The sequence below is a fragment of the Saccharopolyspora sp. 6V genome (assembly GCF_020176785.1).
Classification (GTDB): domain Bacteria; phylum Actinomycetota; class Actinomycetes; order Mycobacteriales; family Pseudonocardiaceae; genus Saccharopolyspora_C; species Saccharopolyspora_C gregorii.
On the sequence record NZ_JAIUKB010000040.1, the window covers coordinates 75,010 to 89,775 of the forward strand.

1 protein-coding gene and 1 pseudogene (1 of these 2 only partly in view) are annotated in these 14,766 nt (G+C 76.5%); both read left to right on the plus strand.

Going from position 1 to position 14,766, the window contains the following annotated elements; translation table 11 throughout:
• Positions 1 to 7,893, plus strand: the 3' end of a protein-coding gene (locus tag LCD35_RS09515) for a type I polyketide synthase (RefSeq protein ID WP_225044047.1). It extends 19,839 nt beyond the left edge of the window; only the last 7,893 of its 27,732 coding nucleotides appear in the window; the start codon falls outside the window, past its left edge; its stop codon occupies positions 7,891 to 7,893.
• Between the two features lie 81 nt (positions 7,894 to 7,974).
• Positions 7,975 to 14,682 (plus strand): annotated as a pseudogene (locus LCD35_RS09520) (SDR family NAD(P)-dependent oxidoreductase); the annotation flags it as partial.
• Between the last annotated feature and the right edge of the window lie 84 nt (positions 14,683 to 14,766).

Below are 14,766 nucleotides of genomic sequence, written 5' to 3' on the forward strand. Positions count from 1 at the left end.
CGGACCGAACCGCTGCACCTCGGCGCGATCAAGTCGAACCTGGGCCACACCCAGGCCGCCGCCGGTGTCGCCGGAGTGGTGAAGGTGCTGCTGGCCATGCGGCACGGGGTGCTGCCGAAGACGCTGCACGCCGAGCGGCCCAGCCCGCACGTGGACTGGGACGCCGCCGGGATGGCGCTGCTCGCCGAACCGCGGCCGTGGCCGGAGACCGGCCGGCCGCGCCGCGCCGGGGTCTCCGCGTTCGGCGTGAGCGGCACCAACGCGCACGTTCTCCTCGAACAGGCACCCGAGCCCGAACCCGGACCGGAGGTGCTGGTGCGGCCGCGGATCGTGCCGTGGCCGGTGTCTGCCCGCACCCGGGAGGCGCTGGACGAACAGCTCGCGCGGCTCACCGGCCGCACCAGCGGAACCGATGCCTCCGCTGTGGACGTCGGCTTCTCGCTGGCCACCGGGCGCGCCGCGTTGCGGCACCGGGCGGTGCTGCTGGCCGGGCCGGACGGCGCGGTGGAGGTCGCGCGCGGCACCGACACCGGACCCGGCAAGCTCGCGTTCCTGTTCTCCGGTCAGGGCGCGCAGCGGGCCGGGATGGGACGTGAGTTGTCGGGCCGGTTCTCGGTGTTCGCGGCCGCGCTGGACGAGGTGTGCGCGCACTTGGACCTCGAACTGGACCGGCCGCTGCGCGAGATCATGTTCGCCGAGCCGGGCAGCGCCGACGCCGCATTGCTCGACGAGACCGGGTTCACCCAGCCCGCGCTGTTCGCGTTCGAGGTCGCGCTCTACCGGCTCCTCGAATCCTGGGACCTGCGGCCCGACCTGCTCACCGGGCACTCCATCGGCGAACTGGCCGCCGCGCACGTCGCGGGCGTGTTCTCGCTGCCGGACGCCGCGAAGCTCGTCGGTGCTCGCGCCCGGCTGATGCAGGCGCTGCCCGCCGGCGGCGCGATGATCTCGGTGCAGGCCTCCGAGGACGAGGTGACCGCGCAGCTCACCGAGCGGGTCGCGATCGCCGCCGTCAACGGGCCCGACTCCGTCGTCGTCTCCGGCGACACCGCCGAAGCGCAGCGCATCGCCGCGCACTTCGGCGACCTCGGCCGCCGCACCCGCGGGCTCACCGTCAGCCACGCCTTCCACTCGCCGCTGATGGACCCGGTGCTCGACGAGTTCCGCCGCACCGCCGCCGGGATCGAGTTCCACGCCCCAGAGATCCCGGTGGTCTCCGACCTGACCGGCACCGTCGCCGACCCGGCCGAACTGGGCAGCGCGCAGTACTGGGTGCGGCACCTGCGCGAGGCCGTGCGGTTCGCCGACGCCGCCCGCACCCTGCACGAGGCGGGCACCACCCGGTTCGTGGAACTCGGGCCGGACGGGGTGCTCGCCGCGCTCGCCCGGCAGTCGCTGCCCGCGGACGGGCCGCTGGTCGTGGCCACCCAGCGCGCCGACCGCGACGAGGAGACCGCGCTCGGCACCGCCGTGGCCCGGCTGCACGTCCACGGCCGCAGCCCGGACTGGGCGGAGCACTTCGCGGGCACCGGGGCGCGCCGGATCGCGCTGCCCACCTACCCGTTCCAGCGGGAGCGCTACTGGCCCGAACCGGGCGCCGCCACCGCCACCGACCCGGTTGACGCCGAGTTCTGGGCCGCCGTCGAGCGGGAGGACCTGGCCGCGCTGGCCGGTTCCCTCGACGTCGACGACGCGTCGCTGTCCGCGGTGGTGCCCGCGCTGTCGGCCTGGCGCCGCCACCGCCGCGAGCACGCCGCCGTGGACGGCTGGCGCTACGCGATCGGCTGGAAGCCGATCACCACCACCCGCCGGTCCACCGGCCCTTGGCTGGTGCTCGTCCCCGCGGCGGAGCGGGACACCGATTGGACCACCGCGGTGCTGGAGGCCCTGCCCGGTGCCGACGTCCGCGACCCCGCCGCCACCGGCGGGCTCGGCGACGACTACGCGGCGGTCGTCGCCCTGCCCGGCACCGATCCGCTGGCCCTGCTGCCCGCGCTGCGCGAAGCCGGGATCACCGCACCGCTGTGGTGCCTCACCCGCGGCGCCGTCGCCGTCGGCCGCGCCGAGCTGCCCGACGTCGAGGCCGCCGCGCTGTGGGGCCGCGGCCGCGTGCTCGCGCTGGACGAACCCGAAGCCTGGGGCGGGCTCGTGGACCTGCCCGCGACCGCCGACCGGCGCGCCGCGGACCGGCTGCCCGCCGTCCTCGGCGGCACCGAGGACCAGGTCGCGCTGCGCGCCGCGGGCGCCTACGGGCGCAGGCTTCAACCCGCGTCCGCGCCCGCCGACCCGTGGCGACCGCACGGCACCGTCCTCGTCGTCGGCGACGACGACTCCGCCGAGCACCTGAGCCGCCGGTTCGCCGCCGACGGCGCCGAGCACGTGCTGCGCGCGGGCACCGCCGACCTCCGCGAAGTCCTCGACGCCGCGCCCGGCCCGATCACCACCGTCGTGCAAGCCGCCGCCGGGGACGACCCGGTCGCGGACGCCGAAGAGCTCGCCGCGCTGCTCGCCGGACAGCCCCTCGACGCGTTCGTGCTCATGACCTCCATCGCCGCGGTGTGGGGCGTGCGCGGGCAGCAGCAGGCGGCCGCCGACGGCGCCCGGCTCGACGCGCTGGTGCACCGCCTGACCGCCGACGGCATCCCCGCCCGGCTGCTCGCCTGGAGCGCCTGGGAGTCCACATCGGACGGATCGGCGGCGCACCGCCGGGCCAACGGGCTCCCCGCGCTGGACCCGGACCTGGCCGCCACCGCGCTCGGCCGCGCCCTGGGCGGACCGGAGCGCTCGCTCGTGCTCGCCGACGTGCGGTGGGAGACCTTCGCACCCGCGTTCACCGCGACGCGGCGCAGCGCGCTGTTCGACGACATCCCCGCGGCCGCGCTCGGTGACACCGCGACCGAGGACGGCGGCTCGCTGCGCGAGGAGCTCGCCGCGCTCGGCGAACCGGAGCGCGCCGAGCGGCTGCTCGCCCTGGTGCGCACCGCCGCCGCGGACGTCCTCGGGCACGGCGGCGCCGACGCCGTCGAACCGGACCTGCCGTTCCGCGACCTCGGCTTCGACTCGCTCACCGCCGTGGACCTGCGCGGCGCCCTCGGCGCGGCCACCGGCCTCGCCCTGCCCGCCACGCTGGTGTTCGACCACCCGACGCCGGACGCGCTCGCCGCGCACCTGCTCGCCGAGCTCACCGGCACCCGTCCCGGCACCGAGCCCGTCGCGGCCGTCGCGGCACCGGACGACGACCCGATCGCCATCGTCGGCATGAGCTGCCGCTACCCGGGCGGCGTCCGCTCGCCGGAGGACCTGTGGCGGCTGCTGCTCGACGAGACCGACGCCATCGGTCCCGCGCCCACCGACCGCGGCTGGGACCTGACCGCGCTGGGCACCAAGGAAGGCGGATTCCTCCACGACGTCGCCGACTTCGACCCCGGCTTCTTCGGCATCTCGCCGCGCGAAGCGATGGTGATGGACCCGCAGCAGCGCATCGTGCTCGAAGCCGCGTGGGAGGCGTGGGAACGCGCCGGGATCGACCCGGCGCAGCTGCGCGGCACCGACGCCGGCGTGTTCGTCGGCGGCGGCTCCGGCGACTACCGGCCACCGGCGGGTCAGGTCGGGCACGCCCAGACCGCGCAGTCCGCCAGCCTCATCTCCGGGCGGCTCGCCTACACCTTCGGGCTGGAAGGCCCCGCCGTCACCGTGGACACCGCCTGCTCGTCCTCGCTGGTCGCCCTGCACCAGGCGGTGCAGGCGCTGCGCACCGGGGAGTGCTCGGTCGCGCTCGCCGGCGGCGTGACGGTGATGTCCACCCCGGTCGGCTTCGTCGAGTTCGGCGAGTTGGGCGCGTTGTCCCCGGACGGGCGCTGCCGCGCCTTCGCCGACACCGCCGACGGCACCGGCTGGTCCGAAGGCGTCGGGATGCTCGTCGTGGAACGGCTCTCCGACGCGCGGCGGCACGGGCACCAGGTGCTGGCGGTGCTGCGCGGGTCCGCGGTCAACTCGGACGGGGCCTCGAACGGGCTCACCGCGCCGAACGGGCTGTCCCAGCAGCGGGTGATCCGCAAGGCGCTCGCCGCCGCGGGCCTCGAACCGTCCGATGTGGACGCCGTCGAGGCGCACGGCACCGGCACCTCGCTCGGCGATCCGATCGAGGCGCAGGCGCTGCTGGCCACCTACGGCCAGGACCGGGACGCCCCGCTGCTGCTCGGCTCGATCAAGTCGAACATCGGGCACACCCAGGCCGCTTCCGGCGTCGCGGGCGTCATCAAGTCGGTGCTGGCGATGCGGCACGGCGAACTGCCGAGGACGCTGCACGTGGACCGGCCCTCCACGCACGTCGACTGGTCCTCGGGAGCGGTGGAACTGCTCACCGGACGCACCGGGTGGCCGAGCACCGGTCGCCCGCGCCGCGCCGCCGTGTCCTCCTTCGGCGCCAGCGGCACCAACGCGCACGTGGTCCTCGAACAGGCCCCGGACGCCGAGGCGCCGCCGGAACCGGTCGCGGACCCCGGCCCGCTGCCCGTCGTCGTCTCCGCGCGCACCCCGGAAGCCCTGCGGGCGCAGGCGGAACTGCTGCTGGGCACCGAGTCCGACCTGGCCGACCTGGCGTGCTCGCTGGCCACCACCCGCGCGCACTTCGAACACCGGGCCGCCGTGCTCGCCACCGACCGCACCGAGCTGCGCGCCGGGCTCACCGCGCTCGCCGGCGGCGGCACCGCGCCGAACCTGCTGCGCGGCGGCGGCGCCAAACCGGGCAAGCTCGCGTTCCTGTTCTCCGGTCAGGGCGCGCAGCGGGCCGGGATGGGACGTGAGTTGTCGGGCCGGTTCCCGGTGTTCGCGGCCGCGCTGGACGAGGTGTGCGCGCACTTGGACCTCGAACTGGAGCGGCCGCTGCGCGAGATCATGTTCGCCGAGCCGGGCAGCGCTGATGCGGCGTTGCTCGACGAGACCGGGTTCACCCAGCCCGCGCTGTTCGCGTTCGAGGTCGCGCTCTACCGGCTGTTCGAATCCTGGGGCGTGCGACCGGACTTCCTCACCGGGCACTCCATCGGGGAACTCGTCGCCGCGCACCTCGCCGGGGTGTTCTCGCTGCCGGACGCGGTGCGGCTCGTCGCGGCCCGCGCCCGGCTGATGCAGGCGCTGCCCGCCGGCGGCGCCATGATCTCGGTGCAGGCCACCGAAGAGGAGGTCGCGCCGCTGCTCACCGAGCGGGTCGCGATCGCCGCCATCAACGGCCCGGCCGCGCTGGTGCTCGCCGGGGACGAGCCGGACGTGCGCGAGCTCGCCGAACGGTTCGCGGCGAACGGGCGAAAGACTAGGCGTTTGCGGGTCAGCCATGCGTTTCACTCACCTCTGATGGACACCATGCTGGAGGAATTCGGCCGCACCGCGCGGGAAGTCGGCTACGCCGCCCCGGCGATCCCCGTCGTGTCGAACCTGACCGGTGGGGTCGCCACCGCCGAGCAGCTGTGCGACCCCGGCTACTGGGTGGACCACGTGCGCCACGCCGTGCGGTTCGCCGACGGCGTCCGCACCCTCGCCGACCGCGGCGTCGGCACCTGGTGCGAAGTGGGGCCGGACGCGGTGCTCTCCGCGCTGGTCACCGGAACCCTCGACGGCGAGGGCGACGTGGTCCCCGCGCAGCGCGCCGGGTGGGACGAGGCGCAGACCGCGATCACCGCGCTGGCCCGGCTGCACACCAGCGGGACCACGCCGCGGTGGACCGAGTTCTTCGCGGGCAGCGGCGCCCGCCGCGCCGACCTGCCGACCTACCCGTTCCAGCACGAGCGCTTCTGGCCGGAGACCACGGCTCCCGCGCCGGAGAACCCCGCTGCCGCGGCGGAATCCGATACCGCGTTCTGGAGCGCGGTCGCCGACGCCGACTACGACGAGCTCGCCGCCGAACTCGACGTGCCCGGCACCGCGCTGTCCGCGGTGCTGCCCGCGCTGTCCGGCTGGCGGGAACGGCAGCAGGAGCAGTCGATCGTCGACTCCTGGCGGCACCGCTTCGGCTGGAAGGCGCTCACCGCATCGACGGCACGGCCCACCGGGACCTGGCTGCTGGTGCTGCCCGCGGGCGGCGCCGAGCAGGTCGCCGACGTGCTCGGCGCGTTCGACGACGCGGTGCGCGTCGAACTCGACGACCCCGACCGGGCCGCCTGGACCGGCCTGCTCCGCGAGGCGACCGGCGGACGCGCCATCGACGGCGTGGTCTCGCTGCTCGCCACCACCGACACCGGGCGCGCCGCGCCGGTCGGGCCCGCGCGCACCGCGACCCTGCTGCAAGCGCTCGGCGACGCCGGACTCGACGCGCCACTGTGGACGGTCACCCGGGGTGCCGTCGCCACCGGGCGCGGCGAACCCGTGCCGCACCCGGCCCAGGCCGCCGCGTGGGGGCTCGGCCGCGTCGCCGCGCTCGAACACCCCGACCGCTGGGGCGGGCTGATCGACCTGCCCGCGGAGCTCGACGCGGACACCGCCGGACGGTTCGCGGCGGTGCTCGCCGGGCTCGACGGCGAGGACCAGGTCGCGGTGCGGCCAGGTGCCACCCTCGGCCGCCGGCTGCTGCCCGCGCCCGAACGGCCCGCGCAGCGGTGGAACCCCACCGGCACCGTGCTCGTCACCGGCGGCACCGGCGCCCTCGGCGCCCAGGTCGCCCGGCACCTCGCCGCGGCCGGCGCGCAGCACCTTGTGCTGCTCAGCCGCAGCGGTGCGGCCGCGCCCGGGGCCGTGAAACTCCGTGCCGAACTCGCCGAATTCGGCGCCTCCGCCGCCGTCGAAGCCTGCGACGTCGCCGACCGGGACGCGCTGGCCGCCGTGCTCGACGGCATCCCCGCCGCGCACCCGCTGACCGGCGTGGTGCACGCGGCCGGGGTGCTCGACGACGGGGTGCTCGACGGGCTCACCCCCGACCGGTTCGACGCGGTGCTGCGCACCAAGGTGACCGGCGCGCTGCTGCTCGACGAGCTCACCCGCGAGCACGAGCCGACCGCGTTCGTGCTGTTCTCCTCCGCCTCGGCCGCCGTCGGCAACGCCGGGCAGGCCGGGTACGCCGCCGCGAACGCGGTGCTCGACGCGCTCGCCGAGCAGCGGCACGCCGCCGGGCTGCCCGCCACCTCCATCGCCTGGGGCGCCTGGGCCGGTGCGGGGATGGCCGCCGGGCAGGACGCGGCGGACGGCGCGCAGCGCGGTGGCGTGGACGCCATGCGGCCCGACCTGGCGCTGCGGGCGCTCGACGAACTCGCCACCGGGCCGGAACCGGCACCGCTGGTCGCCGCGGTCGGCGAGCGGTTCGCCCGCGCGTTCACCGCGACCCGGCCCAGCCCGCTGCTGCGCGAACTGCCCGGCCACGCCGAGCACGCCGCACCGGCACCCGCCGACCGCGGCTCGCTGCGCGCCGAGCTCGCCGAACTGCCCGCTGGGCGCCGCCGGGACGTGCTGCTGGACCTGGTCCGCGAGCACAGCGCCGACATCCTCGGGCACCCCGGCCCGGACTCCGTCGGCCCCGACCGGGCGTTCCGGGAACTCGGCTTCGACTCGCTGGCCGCCGTGGAGCTGCGCAACCGGCTCGGTGCCGCGAGCGGCCTGCGGCTCGGCACGACGATGGTCTTCGACCACCCGACGCCCGCCGACCTGGCCGAGCACCTGCTCGCCGAGCTCGGCATCGGCGGCGACCCGGCCGCGGACGACGCGGAGGAGGCGCGGATCCGGCGGCTGCTGGCCACCGCACCGCTGTCCGCGCTGCGCGCCGCCGGCGTCCTGGAGGCGCTGGACGGGCTGGACGGGCCGGACGGCGAGCACGCCGACGGCACCCAGACCGGATCCGACGAGTCGATCGACGCGATGGCACTCGACGACCTCGTGCAGGCGGCGCTCGACGGTGCCGTCGAGACCGACTGATGTCGAGACCGACCCACGGAGTTGATGATGACCTCTGGCGAGCACGCCCCGGTGGACCGGCAGGCGCAGGTCGAAAAGGCACTCCGCGCGTCGATGAAGGAGACCGAGCGGCTGCGCAGGCAGAACCAGCGGCTCCTCGCGCAGCGGTCCGAGCCGATCGCGATCGTGTCGATGGGCTGCCGCTACCCGGGCGGGATCCGCTCCCCGGAGCAGCTGTGGGAACTGGTCGACTCGGGCGGTGACGCCATCGGCGAGTTCCCCGCGGACCGCGGCTGGGACCTGGCGGAGCTGCGGGACGCGGGCACCGACGCGCGCGGCAACGAGGTGACCCGACGCGGCGGTTTCCTCGACGGCGTCGCCGACTTCGACCCCGGCTTCTTCGGCATCTCGCCCCGCGAGGCGCTGTCCATGGACCCGCAGCAGCGGCTGCTGCTGGAGGTGTCCTGGGAGGCCGTCGAACGCGCCGGGATCGACCCGGCCGTGTTGCGCGGCACCCGCACCGGCGCGTTCATCGGCACCAACGGGCAGGACTACGCCTACCTGGTGGTGCGCTCGCTGGCCGACGCCGACGGCGACGTGGGCACCGGCATCGCGGCAGGTGCCGTGTCCGGCCGGTTGTCCTACGAGCTGGGGCTGGAAGGCCCGGCGGTCACCGTGGACACCGCCTGCTCGTCCTCGCTGGTGGCCGTGCACCAGGCGGTGCACGCGCTGCGGGCCGAGGAGTGCTCGCTGGCGCTGGCCGGGGGCGTGAACGTGATGTGCACGCCGGGCGCGCTGCTGGAGTTCAGCAGGCAGGGCGGGCTCGCCACCGACGGCCGGTGCAAGGCGTTCTCCGACGCCGCGGACGGCACCGGCTGGGCCGAGGGCGTCGGGGTGCTGGTGCTGGAGCGGCTCTCCGACGCGCGCCGCAACGGGCACCCGGTGCTGGCGCTGGTGCGCGGCTCCGCGGTGAACTCCGACGGCGCCTCGAACGGGTTCACCGCCCCGAGCGGGCGTGCCCAGCAGCGCGTGATCCGGCAGGCCCTCTCCGCCGCCGAACTGTCCACTTCGGACGTCGATCTGGTGGAGGCGCACGGCACCGGCACCTCGCTGGGCGATCCGATCGAGGCGAGCAGCCTGCTGGCGACCTACGGGCAGGATAGAGCCGAACCGCTGCGACTGGGGTCGATCAAGTCCAACCTCGGGCACGCGCAGGCCGCCGCGGGCGTCGCCGGGGTGATCAAGGTGGTGCAGGCGATGCGGCACGGCGTGCTGCCCCGCACGCTGCACTGCGATCCGCCGTCCTCGCACGTGGACTGGTCGTCCGGCGCCGTCGAACTGCTCGCGGCCGCCGAACCGTGGCCGGAGACCGGCAGGCCGCGCCGCGCGGCGGTGTCCTCGTTCGGGGTCAGCGGGACCAACGCCCACACGATCCTGGAGCAGGCACCGGAGGAGACCGCGGACGCCGCCGAAACGCCGCCGGACGACGCCCCGTCCGGGGACGGCCGAGCCGGTGCGCTCTCGGACGCCGGTTCCGCCGTCGCCGCGTCCGCTGGTGGTCCCGCCGCTGCCCCGCCCGGCCCGGTGCCGTGGCTGGTCTCCGGCCGCACCGAGCAGGCGCTGCGCGACCAGGTGGGCGCGCTGCTCGCGCACCTCGACGCGCACCCGGGCGCCCGCGCCGAGGACGTGGCGTTCTCGCTGGCCACCACCCGCACCGCCTGCGAGCACCGGCTGGTCGCGGTCGGTGCCGACCGGACCGAGCTGCGGGACGCGCTCGCCGGGTGGCTCGACGGCACCGCGGCCAGCGCGCACCGCGGGCTGGTGGAGCGACCGGCGAAGCTCGCCGTGCTGTTCTCCGGGCAGGGCGCCCAGCGCGCCGGCGCCGGGCGGGAGCTCGCCGCGCGGTTCCCCGCGTTCGCCGACGCGCTGGCGGAAGTGCTCGCCGAACTCGACCCGCACGTGGACCGGCCGCTGCGCGAGCTGCTGTTCGCCGAGCCCGGCAGCGCCGACGCCGCGCTGCTGGACCGCACCGGATACGCCCAGCCCGCGCTGTTCGCCGTCGAGGTGGCGTTGCACCGGCTGCTCGAATCCTGGGGCGTCACCCCCGGTTTCGCGGCCGGGCACTCCCTCGGCGAGATCACCGCGGCGCACGTCGCCGGGGTGCTGTCGCTGCCGGACGCCGCCGCACTCGTCGCCGTCCGCGGCCGCCTGATGCAGGCGTTGCCCGACGGCGGCGCGATGCTCGCGGTCCGCGCCACCGAGGACGAGGTGGCGCCGCTGCTGACCGACCGGGTCGCGGTGGCCGCGGTGAACGCCCCCGGCTCGGTGGTGCTCTCCGGCGCCGCGGACGAGCTGGACGCGGTGCGGCAGCGGCTCGACGCGGACGGCCGCACGACCACCCGGCTCGCGGTCAGCCACGCGTTCCACTCGCCGCTGGTGGACCCGGTGCTCGACGAGTTCCGGGCCGTGGTGCGGCGCTGCACCTTCGGTCGGCCGCGGCTGCCGCTGGTGTCGAACCTGACCGGCCGGACCGCCACCGCCGAGGAGCTCGCCGACCCGGAGCACTGGGTCCGGCACGTGCGCGAACCGGTGCGGTTCGCGGACGGGGTGCGCGCGCTCGCCGCCGACGGCGCCTCGGTGTTCCTGGAGGTGGGGCCGGACAGCGCGCTGTGCTCGATGGCGCAGGAGACCCTGGACCCGGGCACCCCGGTGATCCCGGTGCTGCGCCGCGACCGCGACGACCGCACCGCCGCGGTGACCGCGCTGGCCCGGCTGCACGTGGCGGGGGTTCCGGTCGACTGGGCGGAGTTCTTCGCCGGTGGCGCCGAGCGCGTCGCGCTGCCGACCTACGCGTTCCAGCACGAGCGGTACTGGCCGGACGCCGCGCCGCGGGCCGGGGACGCCGCCGGGCTGGGGCTGGCCGAGGCCGAGCACCCGCTGCTGGGGGCCGCGGTGGACGAGGCCGACGGCGGCGGAGTGCTGTTCACCGGCAGGCTGTCGCTGGCCACCCACCCGTGGCTGGCCGACCACGCGGTCGGCGGGCAGGTGTTCTTCCCCGGCACCGGTTTCCTGGAGCTCGCGGTGCGCGCCGCCGACCAGGTGGGCTGCGCCCAGGTCGAGGACCTGACGCTGGCCGCGCCGCTGGTGCTGCCGGCGCGCGGAGCGGTGCAGGTGCAGTTGCGGGTGGACGCGGCCGACGACGCCGGCCGCCGCGAGCTGCGGCTGCACTCCCGGCCCGCCGACGACCCGGGCGCGCCGTGGATCCGGCACGCGACCGGGCTGCTCACCGAGCCGGAGCACGTGCTCGACTTCGACGCCTCCGCCTGGCCGCCGCCCGGCTCGTCCGAGGTGGACATCGCGTCGCTGTACGACGACTACGCCGCGACCGGGCTCGACTACGGGCCGGTGTTCCGCGGGCTGCGCGCGGTGTGGCAGCGCGGCGCGGAGCACTTCGCGGAGGTGCGGCTGCCCGCGGAGGTCCGCGACGCCGAGTCCTACGGCCTGCACCCGGCGCTGCTGGACGCGGTGCTGCACGCCACGGTGTTCGCCGCCGCCGAGCACGACGGCCGCGGGCTGCTGCCGTTCTCCTGGAGCGGTGCCTCGCTGCACGCCTCCGGTGCCGCGGTGCTGCGGGTGCGGATCGCCCGCAGCGGCCGGGATTCCGTGCGGCTGGTCGCCGCCGACCCGCAGGGCATCCCGGTGCTGTCGGTGGACTCCCTGGTGCTGCGCGAGGCCGGTCCGGCCGCGGCGGCATCCGCCGGGCAGGACGAGCTGAACTCGCTGTTCCACGTCGACTGGGTGCCGCACCGCGGCGCCGCCGCGACCTCGCCCGCCGCGCGCTGGGCGGTGCTGGGCCCGGACGAGTTCGGTCTCGGCGTCCCGGAGGTGGTCGCCTCCCTCGCCGAGCTGCCGGACCCGGTGCCGGACTTCGTGGCGGTCCCGCTGCGCGGTGCGCGGACGAGCCCGGACGAGGTGCGCGCGTTGAACGGACGGGTGCTGGAGCTGGTCCGGCAGTGGCTCGCGGAGGACCGGTTCGCGGCCGCCCGGCTGGTGTTCGTCACCCGCGGCGCGGTGGCCGACGGCCCCGGCGCGGACCTCGCGGCGGCTTCCGCGTGGGGCCTGGTGCGGTCCGCGCAGGCCGAGCACCCGGGCCGGTTCCTGCTGCTCGACCTGGACGACCAGGGCGGCTCCGGCGGCGCGGGCGACCTGAACGGCTCGGGCGAGCTGGGCGGCTCGGGCGAGCTGGGCGGCTCGGACGACCTGGGCACCGCGAGTGGCGCGGCGCGCAGCGGTGCCGGGCCGGACGGCGCGGTGCCCGGCGGTTCCGCCGCCGCGGTGCCCGCGGTGGTACCGGGGCTGGTCGCCGCCGACGAACCGCAAGCCGTGCTCCGCGGCGGCGAACCGCACGTGGCGCGGCTGGCGCCGCTGGCCACCGCGGGCTCGCTCGTCCCGCCCGCCGGGACGCCCTGGCACCTGGACAGCGCGGCCGGGGGCAGCCTGGACGACCTCGAACTCGTCCCGTTCCCGCAGGCCGCGGAACCGCTGACCGGTCGGGACGTGCGGGTGCGGATCGAAGCCGCCGGGGTGAACTTCCGGGACGTGCTCAACGCGCTCGGCATGTACCCGGGCGAGGCGGGTCCGTTCGGCTCGGAGGCGGCCGGGGTCGTGGTGGACACCGGCCCCGAAGTCGTCGACCTGCGGCCCGGAGATCGGGTGCTGGGCATGGTCTTCGGCGGTTTCGGTCCACTGGGGACGGTCGACGAGCGGTTCCTGGCGCGGATACCCGCGGCGTGGTCCTGGCCGACCGCCGCTTCGGTGCCGCTGGTCTTCCTCACCGCCTACCACGGCCTGGTGGATCTGGCGGGCTTGCGCGCCGGCGAGAAGGTGCTCGTGCACGCGGGAGCGGGCGGCGTGGGCATGGCGGCGATCCAGCTGGCCCACCACCTCGGGGCGGAGGTGTTCGCCACCGCCAGCGAGGGCAAGCAGCACGTGCTGCGGTCGCTGGGCGTCGCGGACGACCACATCGCCTCCTCCCGCGACACCGCCTTCGAGGCGGCGTTCGCGCGGGTCGCCGGGGACGGCGGCATCGACGTGGTGCTCAACGCGCTGTCCGGGGAGTTCATCGACGCCTCGCTGCGGTTGCAGCCCAGCGGCGGCCGGTTCATCGAGATGGGCAAGACGGACCTGCGCGCGGACGTGCCCGGGGTGCGGTACCGCTCGTTCGACCTCGGGCTGGTCGACCCGGACCGCATCCAGGAGATGCTGCGCGCGGTGCTCGGCCTGTTCGACTCCGGCGCGCTGCGGCCGCTGCCGGTGCGGACCTGGGACGTGCGGCGGGCGCCGGAGGCGTTCCGGCACATGAGCCTCGCCCGGCACACCGGCAAGATCGTGCTCACCGTCCCGCGCGGCTGGGACCCGGACGGCACCGTGCTGATCACCGGAGGCACCGGCGGGCTCGGGGCGGAACTCGCCCGGCACCTCGTCGCCGAACGCGGCGTCCGGCACCTGCTGCTGGCGAGCCGCCGCGGCCCGGAGGCGCCCGGTGCGGCGGAGCTGCGCGCCGAACTCGCCGAGCACGGCGCCGAGGTCGTCCTCGCCGCCTGCGACGTGGCGGACCGGGACGCCGCCCGCGAGCTGGTGGGCGCGGTGCCCGCCGCGCACCCGCTGACCGCCGTGGTGCACACCGCGGGCGTCCTTGACGACGGGATCGTCGACGCGTTGACCCCGCAGCGGCTGGACGCGGTGCTGCGACCGAAGGTGGACGGGGCGTGGCACCTGCACGAGCTCACCGCCGACCTGGACCTGGCGGCGTTCGTCGTCTACTCCTCGGTGTCCGGGGTGCTGGGTAGCGCCGGGCAGGCCAACTACGCGGCGGGCAACGTGTTCCTGGACGCCCTCGCTCGGTACCGCCGGTCGCGCGGGCTGCCCGCGACGTCCCTCGCGTGGGGGGCGTGGGAGCAGGGCGTCGGCATGACCGCGGGGCTCGACGAGCGGGACCTGCGCCGCATCGGCGACAACGGGATGCCGCCGCTGCCGGTCGAGCGCGGGCTGGCCCTGTTCGACACCGCGATCGGCGCGGACGAACCGCTGGTGGTGCCGCTGGGCATCGGCTCGGCCGCGCCCCGCGCCCAGGGAGAGGTGCCCGCACTGCTGCGCGGACTGGTGCGCTCGACGCGCCGGTCGGCGGCGGCCGCGGACCCCGCCGCGGAGCGGGCCGGGCTCGCCGAGCGCCTCGCCGGACTGCGCGGCCCGGAGCGCGAGCAGGAGCTGGTGCTGCTGGTCCGCGATGCGGCCGCCGCAGTGCTCGGCCACGGCTCGGCGGCGGAGATCGGTGCGGAGCGGGAGTTCCGCCGCATCGGGTTCGACTCGCTCACCGCCGTGGAACTGCGCAACCGGCTCGCCGCGACGACCGGGGTGCGGCTGCCCTCCACGCTGGTCTTCGACCACCCGACGCCGCTCGCGGTGGCGGGAGTGCTCGCCGCCGCGCTCGGCGGCGCGGACGACGCCGACCACGCGGGCGGACCCGCCGGACCCGGCGGCCCGAACCGCTCCGCCGGACTGGGCGGGACGGCGCTGCTCGCCGAGCTGGACCACTTGGAGCACGCCCTCGCCGCCGCCGAGTCCGGCGCCGAGTTCCGCCGCGAGGTCACCACCCGGTTGCACGGCCTGCTGGAGCGCTACGGCGACGCCGCGCGGCACGGCGACGAGGAGACCGCGGAACCCGCGGTGGGCGAGCGCATCCAAGGGGCGAGCGCCGACGACCTGCTGACGTTCATCGACAACGAGCTCGGCAGGCGCACCCAGCCCTGACCGCAGCCCGCCGACACCGAACCGGACCCGTGCCGTGGCGCCGCGCGCGCCACCGCGGTCGTTCGCAGAGAGGAACCGACGATG